The sequence below is a fragment of the Rugosimonospora acidiphila genome (assembly GCF_039543385.1).
GTDB classification, from domain to species: Bacteria; Actinomycetota; Actinomycetes; order Mycobacteriales; family Micromonosporaceae; genus Rugosimonospora; species Rugosimonospora acidiphila.
In genome coordinates this window covers 1-16,027 of sequence record NZ_BAABJQ010000029.1, presented here as the reverse complement: position 1 = coordinate 16,027, position 16,027 = coordinate 1, and the positions used below count along the sequence as shown (strand labels likewise).

16 protein-coding genes, 2 tRNA genes and 1 other RNA gene are annotated in these 16,027 nt (G+C 73.4%); 8 read left to right on the top strand and 11 right to left on the bottom strand.

Annotated features, from left to right (window positions below; genetic code table 11):
* Positions 1 to 28 precede the first annotated feature (28 nt).
* On the bottom strand, positions 29 to 1,021 hold the full coding sequence (locus tag ABEA87_RS33935; protein WP_345636670.1) for a prephenate dehydrogenase: 993 nt from the start codon (positions 1,019 to 1,021) through the stop codon (positions 29 to 31).
* A gap of 169 nt (positions 1,022 to 1,190) precedes the next feature.
* Here ABEA87_RS33935 and ABEA87_RS42765 point away from each other — a divergent pair, with 169 nt between their 5' ends.
* The 4 genes from ABEA87_RS42765 to ABEA87_RS33915 all read left to right on the top strand — a co-directional run bounded on the left by ABEA87_RS42765 (position 1,191) and on the right by ABEA87_RS33915 (position 3,805).
* Complete coding sequence (locus tag ABEA87_RS42765) at positions 1,191 to 2,204, top strand: hypothetical protein (RefSeq protein ID WP_425571006.1); 1,014 nt, start codon at positions 1,191 to 1,193, stop codon at positions 2,202 to 2,204.
* A gap of 99 nt (positions 2,205 to 2,303) precedes the next feature.
* Positions 2,304 to 2,477: a hypothetical protein gene (locus tag ABEA87_RS33925; protein WP_345636668.1), complete on the top strand. Its 174-nt coding sequence runs from the start codon at positions 2,304 to 2,306 to the stop codon at positions 2,475 to 2,477.
* Between the two features lie 354 nt (positions 2,478 to 2,831).
* Entirely contained in the window at positions 2,832 to 3,356 is a 525-nt protein-coding gene (locus ABEA87_RS33920; protein ID WP_345636666.1) for a tRNA adenosine deaminase-associated protein, read from the top strand.
* A gap of 14 nt (positions 3,357 to 3,370) precedes the next feature.
* Entirely contained in the window at positions 3,371 to 3,805 is a 435-nt protein-coding gene (locus tag ABEA87_RS33915) for a nucleoside deaminase (RefSeq protein WP_345636817.1), read from the top strand.
* Positions 3,806 to 3,839: 34 nt separating this feature from the next.
* On the opposite strand, the gene ABEA87_RS33910 is transcribed toward ABEA87_RS33915, so the two are convergent.
* From ABEA87_RS33910 to ABEA87_RS33880, 7 genes are all read right to left on the bottom strand, one after another.
* Positions 3,840 to 4,535, bottom strand: a complete 696-nt coding sequence (locus ABEA87_RS33910) for a hypothetical protein (RefSeq protein ID WP_345636664.1) — start codon at positions 4,533 to 4,535, stop codon at positions 3,840 to 3,842.
* A 9-nt stretch (positions 4,536 to 4,544) separates the two neighbouring features.
* Entirely contained in the window at positions 4,545 to 5,750 is a 1,206-nt protein-coding gene (locus ABEA87_RS33905; protein WP_345636662.1) for an ABC transporter permease, read from the bottom strand.
* A complete protein-coding gene (locus ABEA87_RS33900) occupies positions 5,747 to 6,526 on the bottom strand; it encodes an ABC transporter ATP-binding protein (protein ID WP_345636815.1) in 780 nt (259 codons plus the stop codon). Before ABEA87_RS33900 ends, ABEA87_RS33905 begins: the two co-directional genes overlap by 4 nt.
* A gap of 92 nt (positions 6,527 to 6,618) precedes the next feature.
* Positions 6,619 to 7,929 (bottom strand): efflux RND transporter periplasmic adaptor subunit, encoded by a 1,311-nt coding sequence (locus ABEA87_RS33895; RefSeq protein WP_345636661.1) that lies wholly within the window; start codon positions 7,927 to 7,929, stop codon positions 6,619 to 6,621.
* A 36-nt stretch (positions 7,930 to 7,965) separates the two neighbouring features.
* Complete coding sequence (locus tag ABEA87_RS33890) at positions 7,966 to 9,594, bottom strand: sensor histidine kinase (RefSeq protein ID WP_345636658.1); 1,629 nt, start codon at positions 9,592 to 9,594, stop codon at positions 7,966 to 7,968.
* A 2-nt stretch (positions 9,595 to 9,596) separates the two neighbouring features.
* Entirely contained in the window at positions 9,597 to 10,298 is a 702-nt protein-coding gene (locus ABEA87_RS33885) for a response regulator transcription factor (protein ID WP_345636656.1), read from the bottom strand.
* A 6-nt stretch (positions 10,299 to 10,304) separates the two neighbouring features.
* On the bottom strand, positions 10,305 to 11,720 hold the full coding sequence (locus ABEA87_RS33880) for an efflux RND transporter periplasmic adaptor subunit (protein WP_345636654.1): 1,416 nt from the start codon (positions 11,718 to 11,720) through the stop codon (positions 10,305 to 10,307).
* Positions 11,721 to 11,909: 189 nt separating this feature from the next.
* On the opposite strand from ABEA87_RS33880, the gene ABEA87_RS33875 reads away from it, so the two are divergent.
* A complete protein-coding gene (locus ABEA87_RS33875) occupies positions 11,910 to 12,608 on the top strand; it encodes a hypothetical protein (protein ID WP_345636652.1) in 699 nt (232 codons plus the stop codon).
* Positions 12,609 to 12,787: 179 nt separating this feature from the next.
* Here ABEA87_RS33875 and deoD read toward each other — a convergent pair whose 3' ends face one another.
* The gene (gene deoD / locus ABEA87_RS33870; RefSeq protein ID WP_345636650.1) at positions 12,788 to 13,513 is read right to left on the bottom strand and encodes a purine-nucleoside phosphorylase; all 726 of its coding nucleotides are present in this window, start codon (positions 13,511 to 13,513) and stop codon (positions 12,788 to 12,790) included.
* 73 nt (positions 13,514 to 13,586) lie between these two features.
* Between deoD and ABEA87_RS33865 the strand changes: the two genes are divergently transcribed.
* Positions 13,587 to 13,673: transfer RNA gene (locus ABEA87_RS33865), tRNA-Ser, on the top strand.
* Positions 13,674 to 13,762: 89 nt separating this feature from the next.
* Here the strand turns inward: ABEA87_RS33865 and ABEA87_RS33860 are convergent.
* Positions 13,763 to 14,332 carry a GNAT family N-acetyltransferase gene (locus ABEA87_RS33860; protein ID WP_345636648.1) on the bottom strand — a complete coding sequence of 190 codons (570 nt, stop codon included), beginning with the start codon at positions 14,330 to 14,332 and terminating at the stop codon, positions 13,763 to 13,765.
* Between the two features lie 79 nt (positions 14,333 to 14,411).
* Positions 14,412 to 14,496: transfer RNA gene (locus ABEA87_RS33855), tRNA-Ser, on the bottom strand.
* Positions 14,497 to 14,548: 52 nt separating this feature from the next.
* Between ABEA87_RS33855 and ffs the strand changes: the two genes are divergently transcribed.
* Both ffs and ABEA87_RS33845 read left to right on the top strand, forming a co-directional pair.
* Positions 14,549 to 14,643: signal recognition particle sRNA small type (gene ffs / locus ABEA87_RS33850), an RNA gene on the top strand.
* Positions 14,644 to 14,670: 27 nt separating this feature from the next.
* Positions 14,671 to 16,027 (top strand): DNA polymerase III subunit gamma and tau (locus tag ABEA87_RS33845; protein WP_345636647.1); only part of this gene is annotated, 1,357 nt, incomplete at its 3' end.

Here is a 16,027-nt window from a genome sequence, read left to right as displayed (position 1 = left end):
CTGGGCGGCCGGGCCGGCCGTTCTCGGATCAGCGGGCGGTCGGGCGGACCGCGGTCACCGTTTCCCGGTCCGCCGACACCGCGATGATCCAGCCGCCGGCGCGGCCCAGGCGCAGCAGCGCGTCCGGGTCGGCGGGCAGCGCCACCGGTTCGTTCGCCACGGGCGGCCAGGCGGCGCGTGCCGCCGTGCCGACCTCGAACCAGGGCCGCAGGCCAGCGATCGGATCGGGGCGGTCCAGGGCCTCCCGTGCCGCACCCAGCAGCGCCAGCACCTCGTCGAGCGCCGTACGGACCGCGGCCGCGTTGCCACCGGACATCGCGGCGCTCAGTGTCGGCGGGCTCGCCGCCACCCGGGTGCCGTCCCGGAAGGATCCGGCGCCCAGGGTCAGCGCCAGCGGGTCGGTGGCCGCGAAGGTGGCCAGCGCGGCGGCGAGCAGGTGCGGTACGTGGGACGCCGCCGCCACCGCCCGATCGTGGTCGCCGGCGGTCGCCGGTACCACGCGGGCGCCCAGCGCCGTTATCAGTCCGGCGAGCGTCAGCCAGTCGGCGACGTCGGTCTCGCCCGGCTCCAGGCAGAGCACCCACGCGCAGCCGTCGAACAGGTTCGGGTCGCTGACGGCGAAGCCAGCGGTCTCCCGCCCCGCCATGGGGTGGCCGCCGACGAATCCGGTCAGCCGGCCGAACCGGCGGGCTCGCTCGTCGACCTGGTCGCGCACCGGGCCCTTGACCGAGGTGACGTCGGTGATCATCCCGGAGTACCCGGCCCCGGCGAGCTCGTCCAGGATGCCGCCGATGGCGGGCAGCGGCACCGCGAGTACGGCCAGCTCGGCGTCCGCCGTGGCGTCGAGCATCGCCCCGGTGACCTGCCAGCGCTGGCCGGCCGGCGCCTTGGCGGCGGCGGTGCGGGCCAGGGCGCGGGTGGCCGGGTCGGCGTCGTAGCCCAACATCTCGTGACCCGCCGCGGCGAGCGCCCGCAGCAGTGATCCGCCGATGAGTCCGAGGCCGATCACCGCGATTCGCACGGCGGCAACTCTCCCATACTCGCTGCTGGTACCGCACGAGGTATCCCGGGCGTTTCCCGGCCTCGGGCGGCGGCTCGGGGAGCGGCTCCGGCGGTGGCCCGCCCGGGAGCCCGGCGGTAGCGGGGTCGGGCCGGGCGCGGACAGCTAGGCTCATGGTGGAGGGTGACGGATGACCGAGCCGATCGAAAACCACCGACCGGGAGGCGACGAACCGGGCCTCCGGGGCGGCGACGAACCCGGCCTCGGCTGGGCACCGCCGGGCCGGGAGACCGAGGGCGCCGGCCCATCCGCGCCGCCGGATCCGACGGCGGACACCCCGGTGCCGACCCGGATCACGCTGCCACCGGGCCTTAGCCCGATCTCGCTGCCCGGGTACGTCGACACCCCGGACACCGAACCTGCACCATCCTGGCCCCAGCCGCCCGGCGCACCCCCATACTCCGGCCCGCCGTCGTCGGGCCCGCCGTTCTCCGGCCCGCCGTCCCCCGGTCAGTCGGGCGGGTACCCCGGGCCGTCGTGGGGCCAGCCGGCCGGGTCGGGGCCCTTCCGGGGCCACACCGAGGGCCCGGCACCATCCCCGTACCCGCAGGCCACCGCATCGACGGCCGCGCCCGGCCGGACGGCCTGGCCCGGCCCGCCCGGCCTCGGCGGCTCGCCGAGCCTGGCCCGGCCCACCGCCCCGATCGGGGCACCCGGCGCCGGCCCTCCGGCCGGCCAGGGAGCGGGGCAGTGGGGTGCTACGCGGCCCGGCGGACCGGCCCAGGGTCGGCCCGGCCCGTACGGCGGCGGTCCGGCCGTGCCGGCCCCGCAGGGTGGGCCAGGCTGGCCCGCACGACCGGCCGGTGCCAACGGGGCGCAGAGGCCCTCGGGGCTGTTCCCGGCCGGCCGGAGCCGGCCGACGTACCGGGAACCGCACCCGGTCGCGCGGGCCGGGGTCGCCGCGGGTGCCGCCTCCGGCGCGCTGTGGATGCTGCTGTTCGGCCTGCTCGCCGGCACCGTCCGGGCATACGCGTGGCTGACGGTCGGCGCCGGAGTTGTCGCCTGGCTGGCGGCGGTGGCCCTGGCCCGGTTCGGCGATCGGGGAGCGGCGGTTGGCGCCGCGATCAGCACCGCGGTCGGCGTCGGCATCGCCGGGGCCGTGGTGTTCACCCAGTTCCTCGGCGGTCACTGGGTGCTGTGGTGAGGTCGCCGACGGTGCGATATTGCTGACCGTGCGTGTGTTTACGCTCGCGCAACGGTGCCGCCTTGACTAAAGCCGTTCCGGACCGGCAGTCTCGGCGTCATGGCTCAGACGCTCCAGCGACTTGACCCCGAGCGCCGCCGTCGACGGCTTCGGCTGCTCGCCGAACTCGCCGACGCCAAGGCGGTCCGGGATCGGGTGTCGCCCCGCCATGCCTACGTTAACCAGCTGCGCGACCTCATCGCCGCACGTCGGCGCAGCGCCAGCTGGACCTGAGCGACCCCCACGGCCCGCCTCCGGGCGCGGCACGGCCGAGCCGGCGACACCCCGGCGTAAATGCCCTCGCGCAGCGACACCCCGGCGCGGCGTGGCCGCGCAGTACCGTTGCACTGGGCCGACGGGCATCGGCATCCCCGATAGGAATCGCGGCGTGTCGCCGCGCCCGGGCGGCGGCCGATCCGCCGCGTTCCGGCCGATACGGATGATCACTGGCCGCCTTGGGCCGCGTTCTCCCGGTGGATGTGACCGGCACCGGATACCGTCACGCTTAACTACCTAATAGGCTGAGGCTGGACCGTGCCGCCGAGGGCGCGCGGGCTCACACTGCAGACCTGGCACCCCGGGGGAACCGTGTCCTACTTCGCTGCCGCGCTGGTCCGCGCACCCGGCGGCTGGGCCGCCGCCGAGATCGACCTGAACGGGGCCGCCGACGTCGACGAGGTGGCCGACCGGCTGCGCGACGTCGATCCGGACGCCGACGTCTCCCTGCTGTTCGTCGAGTCCGACGACGCGTACCTGGCGATCCTGCGCCTGGACGACGGCGAGGACCTGCGCTTCTTCGGGTCGGACTCGACGTTCGCCGAGGAGTCCCGGCTCGGCGCGCTGCTGCTCGGCGAGGTCGAGGAGCCGGCCCTGGAAATCGACGAGGTGACCAGCGAGCCGGCCGAGGCGACCGAGGAAGAGCCGGAGCAGCCGGCGGCCGAGCCGGACGCCGACCCGGTGGGCGACGCGGATCTGCTCGCCGACCTCGGGATCCCGGCCCGGCAGCTGCTGGAGCTGTGCACCTCCGAGGGGATGCTGCCCTCGGACGTGACCGCGGAGGTCTGCCTCATGCTCGGCTGCGGCGACGAGATCGAGGAGCTGCGCGAGGTGTGAGGTACGAGCCGTGGATGCGGCGGGCGCTGCGGGTCGCCACGGCCGGTACGGCCGACGCCGGTGATGTGCCGGTCGGCGCCGTCGTGTACGCGCCGGACGGCACCGAGCTCGCCGCCGCGGCGAACGAGCGGGAGGCGACCGGAGACCCGACCGCGCACGCCGAGATGGTGGCGCTGCGAGCGGCGGCGGCCCGGCTCGGCGCCTGGCGGCTGACCGGCTGCACCCTGGTGGTGACCCTGGAGCCCTGCACCATGTGCGCCGGCGCCCTGGTGCTGGCCCGGATCGGCACGCTGGTGTTCGGCGCGTGGGAGCCGAAGACCGGCGCCGTGGGCTCGCTGTGGGACGTGGTACGCGACCGGCGGCTCACCCACCGTCCCGAGGTCTACGCCGGCGTACTCGAACAGGAGAGCGCCGCGCTGCTGCGGGGCTTTTTCGGCGGCCAACGCTGACGGCCGGCCCCGCTCGTGCGCCGGCCGGCGCCACCTACTTCGTCTTGGTGATCGTGGTAGCCGTGACCGAGCCGTCGCTGCCGGCCTGGCCCTGGACGGTCACGCTCGTACCGGGCGTCAGATTGGTCAGCGAGCCGGCCTGAGTCAGGTTCACCGTGGTCGACCCGTTGGTCTTCACGATCACGGTCTGGTTGTCCGGTGTGGTGATGTAAACGGTGTCGCCGTCGACCAGCTTCACCGTGCCGGTTGTCGCGGAGCCCCCGGCCGTGGTGGAGCCGCCGGTCGAGCCGGTCCCGCCGGCGCCGCCCGCACCGCCAGCCCCGCCCGCACCGCCGCGGCCCGCGCCGCCGGCCCCGCCGCCGAATCGTCCGGCGGCGCCCCCCGCGAACGGGTTACCGCTGGCGAACGGGTTCGGTCGGGCGGACTGCCCGGCCGGGGTGCCCCAGTGCTTCTGCACCTGGGCCCCGCCGAGGAACCCGCCGACCACCAGTACCAGGGCGGCCAGCGCCAGCGTGGTGCGGCTCGTCCAGCGCCGGGGTGCCACGGCCTCCAGCTGTTCGGCCAGGTCGTCGGCGAACGGGTCCTGGCTCAGGTCCACCTCGTGCGCCAGTTCCGCCGGTGCCGCCCCGTCGCGCTGCGCCGGAGGCGTTGCGGTGGAGAACTCGGCCGTCGTGACGCCGGTCGACGCCAACTCGGCCGTGTCGTCTGCGTGGCGTGCGTACGGGTTCATCGTGCATCCCTATTCATAGCGAAGCGCCTCGATGGGTCGCAGAGCCGCGGCCCGGCTTGCCGGGTAGCTGCCGAAGAACAGTCCAATCACGACGGACACGCCGACGGCCAGCAGGATCGAGGCCGGCACCACGACCGGCTTGACCCCGACGATGGTGAACTGGCTGCCGATCAGCGCGGCGGCCACCCCGAGCAGGCCGCCTATCACGCTCAGCACCGTGGCCTCGACCAGGAACTGGGCGAGCACGGTACGGCGGGGTGCGCCCAGCGCCTTGCGGATGCCGATCTCCCGGGTGCGCTCGGTGACCGTGACCATCATGATGTTGGTGATGCCGATCCCGCCGACCAGCAGGGAAATGCCGGCCACGGCACCGAGCAGGACGGTGAACGTCTGCGCCGTGTCCTCCTGGGTGGACAGCAGTTGCGCGGCGTTGAGTACTCGGAAGGGCTCCTCGGCGGGGTTGGTGACGTGCAGCTTGTTGTTGAGGACCGCGGTCACTTCGTTCTGCGCGTCGGTCACCGCGTCCGAGTTGGTCGCCTGCACGATCAGCTGGCTCAGCGGCCCGTACCCGGTCAGCGACTCCTCCACCGCGGGCAGCGGCGCGAGGGCGACGTCGTTCGGGTCGGTGAAGCCGGTGCCGTCCTTGTTGCCCAGCACGCCGACGACGGTGAACAGCGTGCCGTTCACGGTGACCTGCTGATTGATCGGGTTGACCGTGCCGAACAGGTCGTCGGCGGTGGTCGAGCCGATCAGCACCACCTTGCGGCTCTGATCGATGTCGGTCTGGGTGAAGGACGTGCCCTTGGCGACCGTGTAGTTCTCGGCCTGCAGGTAGGAGGGGTAGGTGCCGATGAACTGCGGGATGGTGTGGCTGGTGCCGGCGTACGCGGCGTCCTCGGAGGCGGTGACGACCGGGGAGACGCTCTTCACGTGCGGCGCGGTGCTGTGGTCCTGGAGCGCCGGCACCAGGCTGGCGGTCAGCGAGAAGTCCTGGGTGCTCGCCCCGGTGGTGCGGCCCCCACCGCTGATGGTCAGCGTGCTGCTGCCCAGCGCGGAGATCCGGTTCTGCACCTGCTTGGCCGAACCGTTGCCGACCGCGACCAGCAGGATGACCGCGGCCACGCCGATCAGCATGCCCAGCACGGTCAGGCCGGAGCGGAGCTTGTTCGCCGTGACGCCGCGGATCGCGAACCGGATCGTCTCGAAGAGGTTCACGCGCCCACCGTCTCTGCCAGATGCCGGGGTTGCGGTACGGGTGCCTGCCGGGTGTCCTGCACGATGCGGCCGTCGACCAGCCGGATCAGCCGGCGGGCGTGCTCGGCCACGTCCGGCTCGTGGGTGATGAGCACGATGGTGCGGCCGGAACGGTTGAGCCGGTCCAGCACGCCGAGCACGTCCGCGGTCGACTGGGTGTCCAGGTTTCCGGTGGGCTCGTCGGCGAGCACCAGGGCCGGCGCGGTGACCAGCGCCCGGGCCACCGCCACCCGCTGCTGCTGTCCGCCGGAGAGCTGGTTGGGTTCGTGGTTCTCCCGCTCCGCCAGCCCGACCAGGGCCAGGGCGGCCCGGGCCCGCCGTCGCCGCTCGGCGGACTTGAGCCCGGCGTACGCCAGGGGCAGCTCGACGTTGGACAGCGCGCTGGTCCGGGGGATCAGGTTGAACGACTGGAACACGAACCCGATGCGCCGGTTGCGCACCAGCGCGAGCTGGCGGTCGGTCAGCCGGCTCACGTCGACGCCATCCAGCAGGTACCGGCCGGAGGTCGGGATGTCCAGGCAGCCGAGGATGTTCATCAGGGTCGACTTGCCGGAGCCGGACGAGCCCATGATGGCCACGTAGTCGCCGCGCGCCACGTTCAGCGACACGCCGCGCAGGGCGTGCACCGCGGTCTCGCCAACGCCGTAGGTCTTGACCAGGCTCCGCACGTCGAGCACCGGTCGGGTCTCGACCGCCTCGGCCGAGGCCCGCTCATCCGGGGTGCGGTAGCCGCCCACCGGCGTCGCGGAAGAAGAACCGTTGCCGCCCGCCGTCGCGGGGGAGGGGCTGCCGCCCGCGGTCGGGGAACCGTTGCCGCTCACCTGGGGGATCATCCGCCGGCCCTTCCGGCGCCGCCCCGGAACCCGCCACCGCCGGCGCCGCCACCGAAGCCGCCGCCACCGCCGAAGCCGCCCCCGAATCCGCCAGCGCCACCGGCACCGCCGAGCCGGCCGCCCAAGCCGCCGAGCCCGCCGCCGGTCGCGCTACCCGAACCGGTCGCGGCCGCGATCGCGACCGTCTGGCCCGCGGTGAGCCCCGAGGTCACCTCGTCGTACGTGTCGCCGATGACCCCGAGCTGCACCCGTACCGTGCTGGTCGTGGTGCCCGACACCACCTGTACGGTGCTCAGCCCGCCAGCGGTGCGCACCGCCGCCACCGGTACCCGTAGCACGTTGTCCGCCTCGGCGGTGGTGACCGCGACCGACGTGGTCTGGCCGATGCGGGCCCCGTCCGGCGGGGTGTCCATGCTGACCGTCACCGCGTACGAGTTGACCCCGCCCGATGAGGTGGCGGTCGGCGAGATGGTGGCCACCTTTCCGGTGGCCCGGGCGCCGGCCAGGGCACTCCAGGTGATGTTGGCGGCCTGCCCGACCTTCAGCTTGGCCGCGTCCGCCTCGGCGAAGCTCGCCGACACCTGCATCTGGGTCAGGTCGGCGATCTGGATGAAGCCGCCCGAACCGGTGGCGCTGGACGACGTGGTCGAGCCGCTGGAGCTCGTGGCCCCGCCGCCACCACCGGCCCCGCCACCTCCGCCGGTACCACCGCCTCCGCCGCCCGTTCCCCCGGCGGAGGAGGTACCGGACGAGCCGGAACCGGACGGATTGCCCACCGAGCCGTTGACCGCGATCACGGTGCCGGCGATCGGCGCGGTGAGCGTCGTGCCGGTGACCGCCCGCTGGTCCGAGTCCACCGTCGCCTGGGCCGAGGCGACCTGCGCGTTGGCGGCCGAGACGGCGGCGGCGTCGGAGGTCGAGGACGACTCCGCCCGGGACAGCGAGTCCTTCGCGGCCTGGAGGTTGGCCTGGGCGGTGGTCAGGGTCTCCTGCGCGGCGGTCGGGTCCACCTTGGCCAGGGTCTGGCCCTTGGTCACCGGGTCGCCGACCTTGACGTCTATCTCGGTCACCGTACCGGCGGTGATGAAGTCGGCACCGGCCACGTCGGCGCTCTGCACCGTGCCGGAGGCGCTCACCGTAGCGGTGACCGTGCCCTGCGATACGGCGGTGCGGAGATTGCCGGAGCGAGAGGTGTTTGCGGACGACGGGGAGACCGCTATCGTCTGGTACGCGGCCAGGGCGCCGGCGATGGCGAGCACCCCCAACCCGGCATTCACCCACAGTGTCGGACGACGCCATACACGCATGGGCGATATCGTGGACGCGGGCCCTGGGAACTGACCTCAGATTTGCTCGGAACTACCTTGGAGTTCATCGCTGAGCTCGTCGTCCGCGTCCGCGTCGTCCGCGTCCGCGCCCGCGTCGTCAGCGTCCGGCCGGGCGGGCAGCAGCACCCGGAACCGGGCGCCCGCGTGGGGGGCCGTCCACAGCTCGACGCGCCCGCCGTGCGCCTCCACGATCGCGGCCACGATCGACAGCCCCAGCCCGGCGCCGCCGTGCATCCCCGGCAGGCCGCGAGCGCGGCTCGGATCCGCCCGGTAGAGCCGTTCGAAGGCGCGCCGGGCGTCCTCGGGCCGCATGCCGGCGCCGGTGTCCACCACCTCCAGGACCGCCACCGGCTCACCCGGTCCCAGGGCCGCGCCGACCGCGGCTACCGGTGGCCCGGACGCCGCGTCCAGGTGGGGCAGCGGGCGGCCCACCCGGACCTCGACCCGGGCGTCGTCCGGGGTGTGCTGCAGGGCATTCGCGACCAGGTTCGTCACGACCTGGCGCAGCCGCGACTCGTCGCCGAGGACGGTCACCGGCTCGAAGGTGTCGTACGAGTCGTCCAGCGCGCCCAACCCCACGAACCTGGTGGGTACCCGCACGTGCGCGTCCCGTGCCGCGTCGGCGGCCACCTCCAGCAGGTCCACCGGGTGCCGCTCCAGCGGCCGTTCCTCGTCCATCCGCGCCAGCAGCAGCAGATCGCCGACCAGCAGGCGCATCCGCCCCACCTCGGACTCGATCCGGCCCATCGCCTCGTCCAGCGCCGGACCGGGCGGGGCGCCGCCGCGCCGGTACAGCTCGGCGAAGCCCTGGATCGAGGTCAGCGGGGTGCGCAGCTCGTGCGAGGCGTCCGCGAGGAACTGGCGCAGCCGCTGCTCGGATGCCGTGCGGGCGGCCAACGCGCGCTCGATCTGGCCGAGCATCCCGTTCAGCGCGGTGCCCAGCCGTCCGGATTCGGTGTGCGGGTCGGCATCGTCCACTCGGGACAGTCGGGCCCCACCCGGGCGGTCGGGTTCCAGCGCCACGCCGTGCAGGTTGCCGGCCGCGATCTCGGCGGCGGTCTGCTCCATCCGGGTCAACGGCCGCAGCCCTATCCGGACCACGGTCGCCGCCGCCAGCCCGATGAGCACCAGTACCAGTGCGGTCACCGGTACGTCGATGAGCAGCAGCTCCTCCTCGGTGCTCTGCACGTCGGCTAGGGAGACGGCGGTGACCGCGTACCCGGGGCCGAACGATGTGTCCGGCAGGAACGTCACCGCCACCCGCCAGGAGTTGACCGTGTACGGACCTTCGCCGGCGTGCGTCTTCAGCGAGGCGAAGCCGCCCAAATCCGGATCGTCCGCGGCCGGGGTGGTCACCGGCGTGCCGTCGACGTGGTAGCCGAGCACCCGCGCGTCCGGCCCGAACGGCCCGCGCCGCACGGCGAACGCGTTGCGGTTGAAGGCGGTGTGCGTCGGCACCCGGGTCTCGATCCGCAGCTGGTCGTCGATGCGGTGGATGAGCTGTCCGCGCAGCAGCAGCACGCCGGCCGCGTCGGTGACCAGGATGCCGATCGCGGCCAGGGTGGCGATGGCCACCACCATCCGGGTCCGCAGCGTCCACTCGCGCCAGTGGCGGGGGCGCCGCATGGCCGCTCGGGACGCCATCGCTAGGCCTGCTCTGCGGGCGGTAGCCGCAGCGCGTAGCCGACCCCGCGCACGGTATGGATCAGGGCCGGGCCGGCCCGATCGATCTTCCGGCGCAGGTAGTACACATAGGACTCCACGATCCGGCCGTCGCCGCCGAAGTCGTAGCTCCAGACCCGATCGAGGATCTGCGCCTTGCTGACCACCCGGCCCGCGTTGGTCAGCAGGTACCGCAGCAGGTTGAACTCGGTCGGCGACAGCTCGATGGACCGGCCCGCCCGGCGTACCTCGTGGGCGTCCTCGTCCAGCTCCAGGTCGGCGTAGCGCAGCACCGGATCGCGTCCGCCCGGGCCGAGGCGGTTGCGCCGCAGCATCGTCCGGACGCGCAGCACCACGTCCTCCAGGCTGAACGGCTTGGTCACGCAGTCGTCGCCGCCGACGGTCAGCCCGCTGGCGCGCTCCAAAGAGGAGTCCCGCGCGGTCATGAAGAGCACCGGTACCGCCGCAGCGCCGTTGCGCACCCGCTGCGCCACCTGGTGACCGGTCAGGTCTGGCAGCGTCACGTCCAGCACCACCAGATCCGGCCCGAACCGCGCCGCGACGTCCAGCGCCTCGGCGCCGGAGTGCGCCACGCGCACCTCGTACCCGGTCAGCCGCAGCGTGGCGGCCAGCAGCTCACAGATGTTCGGCTCGTCGTCGACGACCAGGATCCGCGCGCCCGCCATGGCCGCTCACCGGCCGCCCACGACCACGGAGTCGCCGAGCGACAGGCCCGACTTGATCTCCGTGTACTGGTCGCCGCTCAGTCCTATCTGGACGGTACGCCGGGTGTCATGCCCGTTCGCCCGTACCGTGACGCTGGCGCTGCCGTTCGAGATGTCGGAGACGGCCGAGGACGACACGTAGAGCACGTTCGAGACCGACTGCGTGGTGACCGCGACGTTGGCGCTCTGCCCGTACAGCAGGTCGGACGGCACCTGGTCGAACGCGATCAGCACGGCGTACCGCACCAGCCTGCCCGAGGTGGTGCCGGCGGGGGACACCTCGGAGACCTTGCCGGTGTACTTCTGACCCGACCGGTCGGGCAGCGTGATGGTGGCCGGCTGCCCCACCGCGAGGTGCGCCACGTCGGCCTCGGTGAACTGGGCGGTGACCTCGGTATCGTCGACCCCGCCGAGGACGATGAACGGGGTGCTGCCCGGGCTCTCGGAGCCGCCGACCGTACCGGAGACCGACAACACCTTGCCCGCGACCGGGGCGGTGATCACCGTGCCGGAGAGCTTCTGCTGCGCCTGCTGCAGGGCGAGCTGGGCGTTGTTGAGCTGTTGCTGGGCCGAGAACAGGCTGTCGGTCGAGCCGCCGCCGCGCCCGCCGCCGGAGTTCCCGCCGCCGGTCGAGCCGGAGTTCCCGCAGCCGCCAGCGCCGGTCGAGCCCGCGCCACCGCGTCCACCCGCGCCGCCGGTGCTGGTGCCGCCGCCGGTGCCGCCGCCCGGCCGGGTGCCCCCGGTGCCGCCGCCCGGGTGGGTCGCCGGGGTGGTCGGTGTCGCGTGGGTCGCGGTCGGGTGCGCCGACGGGTGGGCACTGGCCGGCGCGCTGGGCGACGGGCTGGCCGGATTGCTCGGTGAGGTCGAGGGGCTCGGTGAGGTCGAGGGGCTCGGCGAGGTCGAGACGGCGGGCTGCGTGCCCTGCGGCGTGAGGTAGTACGCGGCCGGCACCACGCAGCCGCCCGAGGTGGTCGCCGGAGTCTGCTCGGCGGTGGTCACCGCGTTCTGGGCGGAGTTCACGGCGTCCTGCGCCGAGTCGACCGCGGTCTGCGCGTCGGAGTTGTCGATGCGGGCCAGCACCTGTCCGGCGGTCACCGATTGGCCGGTGGCCACGTCGACCTCGCTGATCGTGCCGCCCGCGGCGAAGCTGAGCCCGCGGGTGGCCTGCGCCTGTACGGTGCCGGCCGCCGACGCGGTCAGCGAGACCGTGCCCCGCCGTACCGTGGATACGGTGCTGGCCGCGTCCTTCGGGCTGGCGCTCTGGCCGCCGGTCGTCATGACCACCGTGATGATCGCGGCGACCGCGACGACCGCCACGCCCGCCGTGATGAACCGCGCCAAGCGGGTACGCGGCAGCCGCACGGCGCCCAGTCCGAGCCTCATATTGCCGGAGTCTTGCCCTTCCTTCTCCCGATATGCTCAGCGCCGCCTTGGAGCTACCTCAAAGCGCCGAACTGGAGATTCCGAGGAGTTTCCGAGCTGTATCCGACGGCGTATCGAGCCGAGACCGGTTCCATAACCTCGCCCGAGGTGAGCATCGCCACTCGGCGGAGTTGCGGATGGGAGGCCAGGGTGAAGTACCGGACGCGAATGACCGGCCTGGTACTGGGCTTGGCGACGAGCGGCGCGCTGCTCGTCGCGGGACTGGCCGGCTGCGGTGGCGGTAGCAAGCCCGCCAGCGGCCCAACCCCGGGCGGAGCCCCCAGCGGGGGCACCGCGCAGCTGCAGGCGTATGTCAGCTGCCTCAACCAGCACGGCGTGAAGATCAACCTGCCGAGCGGCCGGCCGACCGCGTTCCCGTCCGGCTTCCGGGGCGGCGGCGTACGGCGTTCCGGCCAACCCTTCACCCGCCCGACCGGCCGCCCCACCGCGCGCCCGTCCGGCTTCCCGGGCGGCGGCGCTCGCGGCGGTGGCGCCGGCGGTTTCGGCGGCGGTTTCGGCGGTGGCTTCGGCGGTGGCGGGGCCGGCGGTCTGTTCGGCAATGGCTCCCAGCCTCCCGCCGGCGTCTCCCAGGCCACCTGGCAGTCGGCGCAGACGGCCTGCGCGTCCGTCCGGCCCAGCTTCAGCGCGGGGCGCGGTGGTACCGGCCGGGCCGACAACGGCGCCAACGCCGCGTACCTGAACTGCCTGCGTGACCACGGCGTCATCCCGTCGTCGGGCCCGGCGACCACTCCCAACACCGCCAACCCGTCGGCGGCCGCCGGCCTGCAGGCATGCGCGCCGCTGCGCCCGAGCGGCGGGCCGAACCCTCAGTCCACACCGACCGGATGAGGCACCGCGCCGGCGGGCCACCTCGGCCCTCCCGGCGCCCATGACGCCGCCGGGTCGTCGCTCCACACCCACCCCCGAGAGCGCGGCCCGGCGGTTCAACCTCCCCGAGCGGCGGGTTGCCCGCCGGCGGCCGGGTCGCCACCCGCAGCCCGCCGTCGGGCAACCGCCGCCACGCTCGATCAGGCGCCGGCCGACTCGTCCGCGGCGATCGTCTCGAGGGCGACCTCGACCATGTGGGCGAACGTCTGCTCCCGTTCGTGGGAGCTGGTGCTCGCCCCGGTCTTGATGTGGTCGCTGACCGTCAGCAGCGTCAGCGCCCGGGCCCGGAACCGGGCCGCCAGCGTGTACAGCGCCGCCGACTCCATCTCCACGGCCAGCACCCCGTACGCGGCCAGCCGGTCGAACAGGTCCGGCCGATCGGTGTAGAACGCGTCGGCGGCGAACACCTGCCCGACGTGCAGTGGCAGCTCCTTGGCGGCGGCCACGTCAACGGCGGAGCGCAGCAGCTCGAAGCTGGCCACCGGCGCGTAGTCGACCAGTCCGTCGAAGCGGACCCGGTTCATCGCCGAGTCGGTGGACGACGCGCTGGCCGCGACAACGTCGCGCAGCTGCAACTCCTCGGTGAGCGCGCCGCAACTGCCGACCCGGATCATCACCCGCGCGCCGTAGTCGGCGAGCAGCTCGTGGTAGTAGATGGACGCCGATGGCATGCCCATCCCGGAGCCCTGCACGGACACGCGCACGCCCCGGTACGTCCCGGTGAAGCCGAACATGTTGCGCACGTTCGAGTAGCACTGGGCGCCCTCAAGGTACGTCTCAGCGATCCATTTCGCCCGGAGCGGATCGCCAGGGAGCAGGACACGTGGGGCGATTTCGCCGGGCTTGGCGCCGATGTGGGTACTCATGCGCACGATCCTGCCAGGCGCCCACCCGGTACCGCGCGGACACCGGCGGGTTGCGTCCGGTACCCTTCTCGGCGGTGGCGTGTCCGAGTGGCCTAAGGAGCACGCCTCGAAAGCGTGTGAGGGTGCAAGCCCTCCCGGGGTTCGAATCCCCGCGCCACCGCGCTCCATCGGGCCAGACGCCCGGCCGGTGAATCAAACCCGGCCGGGCGTGCGGTTTCTCCGGCCGGCTCCGTTCCGGTGTCGGATCGCTCAGGCCGGTCGCCGCTTCGCGTACACGTAGGCCGGCCCGGCGTCGGACGGGTCATCGGAGTCGAGCTGCCCGGCCCACACCCGGACGAACCCGGCCCGCTCGAGGGCCCGCCACGACGGCCGGTTCGCCTGCTGCACGGCGGCGGTCACCGCCTCGGCCCGCGGGTACCGCCGGAAGGTCCGGTCGGTGAAGATCGCGATGGTGACCGACCCGATGCCCCGGCCGGTCAGCGCCGGATTCCCGATCAGATAGTCGATGCCCGCGGCGCGGTCGACCGGTACGGGCGCCACCGCCATCGCCCGGGCCCAGTCGGGGTCGTCGGCGATCAGGTACCGCTGGATGAGCCCGGCCGGCCGCGCCTTGACCTCGATCACGAAGATCTCCGTCGGATCCTCGCCGGTGACGCAGGGCAGGTACCGGTCCCGTACGGCGGCGAACTCGCTGGGCTCCTTCCACCAGGCGGCCACGTGCGGCTCCGCCAGCCATTCCGCGACCCGCGGCAGGTCCTCGGCCACGAGCGGGCGCAGCGAGACGTCGGCTGGGGGCGCCTCGGCAGCCTCGTCCGCCATGAGCGTCCCTCCAGGCGGCGGAGAATCGGCGCCGGGCCGGTCCCTGGGGGCCGGCCCGGCGTTTTGCCTGGTCATGCGGCGGAGGATACGAGATTCGAACTCGTGAGGGATTGCTCCCAACACGCTTTCCAAGCGTGCGCCCTAGGCCTCTAGGCGAATCCTCCGTCGAGAAGGATACCGGTCATCGCCAGGCGGCGCGCACCGGGTATTGTGGTGGAAGCTCCCCGTGCGGTGCTCATCTCGCGAACCTCCCCAGGGCCGGAAGGCAGCAAGGATAAGCGGGCTCTGTCAGGTGCACGGGGGGCCCTTTTGTCTCACCCGAGGGGTAGCTTGTACCCGTGGCACTGGCGCTGTATCGCAAGTACCGGCCGCGTACGTTCGCCGAGGTCATAGGCCAGGAGCACGTCACCGGACCGTTGATTGCGGCGCTGCGTGGCGGCCGGCTCAACCACGCATACCTCTTCTCCGGGCCGCGCGGCTGCGGCAAGACCAGCAGTGCCAGGATCCTCGCCCGTTCGCTCAACTGTGAGCGGGGTCCCACCCCCGAGCCGTGCGGTGAGTGCGACTCCTGCGTGGCGCTGGCGCCCGACGGCCCCGGCTCGATCGACGTGATCGAGATCGACGCGGCCTCACATGGTGGCGTCGATGACGCCCGCGACCTGCGCGAGCGAGCGATCTTCGCGCCCGTTTCGAGCCGTTTCAAGGTATATATCATTGACGAGGCCCATATGGTCTCGTCGGCCGGTTTCAACGCGCTGCTCAAGCTCGTCGAGGAGCCGCCGGAGTACGTCAAGTTCGTCTTCGCGACCACCGAGCCGGACAAGGTCCTCGGCACCATCAAGTCGCGTACCCATCACTACCCCTTCCGGCTGATCCCGCCCGGCGTGCTCCGGCCATACCTCGAGACGCTGGCCGAGTCCGAGGGCGTCAAGGTCGAGCCGGCGGTGTTCCCGCTGGTGGTCCGCGCGGGTGGCGGCTCGGCCCGGGACTCGCTGTCCGTCCTCGACCAGTTGATCGCCGGCGCCGGCCCGGACGGCGTGAGCTATGCCGGCGCGGTGTCGCTGCTCGGGGTCACCGACGTCGCGCTGATCGACGAGATGTGCGACGCCCTGGCGGCCGGCGACGGAGCCGCGGCGTACGCGACCATCGACCGGGTGGCCGACGCCGGGCACGATCCCCGGCGGTTCGCCTCCGATCTGCTCGAACGGCTGCGCGACCTCATCGTGATGCAGCAGGTGCCCGACGCCGCTGCCAAGGGCCTGATCGACGCGCCGGACGACGAGCTGGCCCGGATGACCGCGCAGGCCGAGAGGTTCGGCCAGGCGACGCTGTCCCGGCTCGCGGACATCGTGCACAACGGGCTGACCGAGATGCGGGGCACCACGGCGCCGCGCCTGCTGCTCGAATTGATCTGCGCGCGGATGCTGCTGCCAGGCGCGGACGACTCCACCAGCGCGCTGCTCCAGCGGCTCGAGCGGATGGAGCGCAGGCTCTCGGCGACCGGGGACGCACCCGTCGTCTGGGCGGCCCCTCCGGTCGGCGCCGCGCCCGTCCCCGAGGCCCCGGTTGTTACCGCCGCGCCGGCCGCCGCCGCGCCTCCGGTCCGTTCCGCCCCCGTCGATCCCGACGCCGGGGCCGGCCCGGGCGCCGGGTCGCGCGAGCCCTCCGCCGCCGAACCGTCCGCGCCGGGAGCCC

Bases quoted from the DNA above. Each gene is read 5' to 3' on its own strand.
- ABEA87_RS42765 (WP_425571006.1), top strand. From the start codon at position 1,191: ATGACCGAGCCGATCGAAAACCACCGACCGGGAGGCGACGAACCGGGC.
- ABEA87_RS33925 (WP_345636668.1), top strand. From the start codon at position 2,304: ATGGCTCAGACGCTCCAGCGACTTGACCCCGAGCGCCGCCGTCGACGG.
- ABEA87_RS33915 (WP_345636817.1), top strand. From the start codon at position 3,371: ATGCGGCGGGCGCTGCGGGTCGCCACGGCCGGTACGGCCGACGCCGGT.
- ABEA87_RS33910 (WP_345636664.1), bottom strand. From the start codon at position 4,535: ATGAACCCGTACGCACGCCACGCAGACGACACGGCCGAGTTGGCGTCG.
- ABEA87_RS33895 (WP_345636661.1), bottom strand. From the start codon at position 7,929: ATGCGTGTATGGCGTCGTCCGACACTGTGGGTGAATGCCGGGTTGGGG.
- ABEA87_RS33890 (WP_345636658.1), bottom strand. From the start codon at position 9,594: ATGGCGTCCCGAGCGGCCATGCGGCGCCCCCGCCACTGGCGCGAGTGG.
- ABEA87_RS33885 (WP_345636656.1), bottom strand. From the start codon at position 10,298: ATGGCGGGCGCGCGGATCCTGGTCGTCGACGACGAGCCGAACATCTGT.
- ABEA87_RS33880 (WP_345636654.1), bottom strand. From the start codon at position 11,720: ATGAGGCTCGGACTGGGCGCCGTGCGGCTGCCGCGTACCCGCTTGGCG.
- deoD (WP_345636650.1), bottom strand. From the start codon at position 13,513: ATGAGTACCCACATCGGCGCCAAGCCCGGCGAAATCGCCCCACGTGTC.
- ABEA87_RS33860 (WP_345636648.1), bottom strand. From the start codon at position 14,332: ATGGCGGACGAGGCTGCCGAGGCGCCCCCAGCCGACGTCTCGCTGCGC.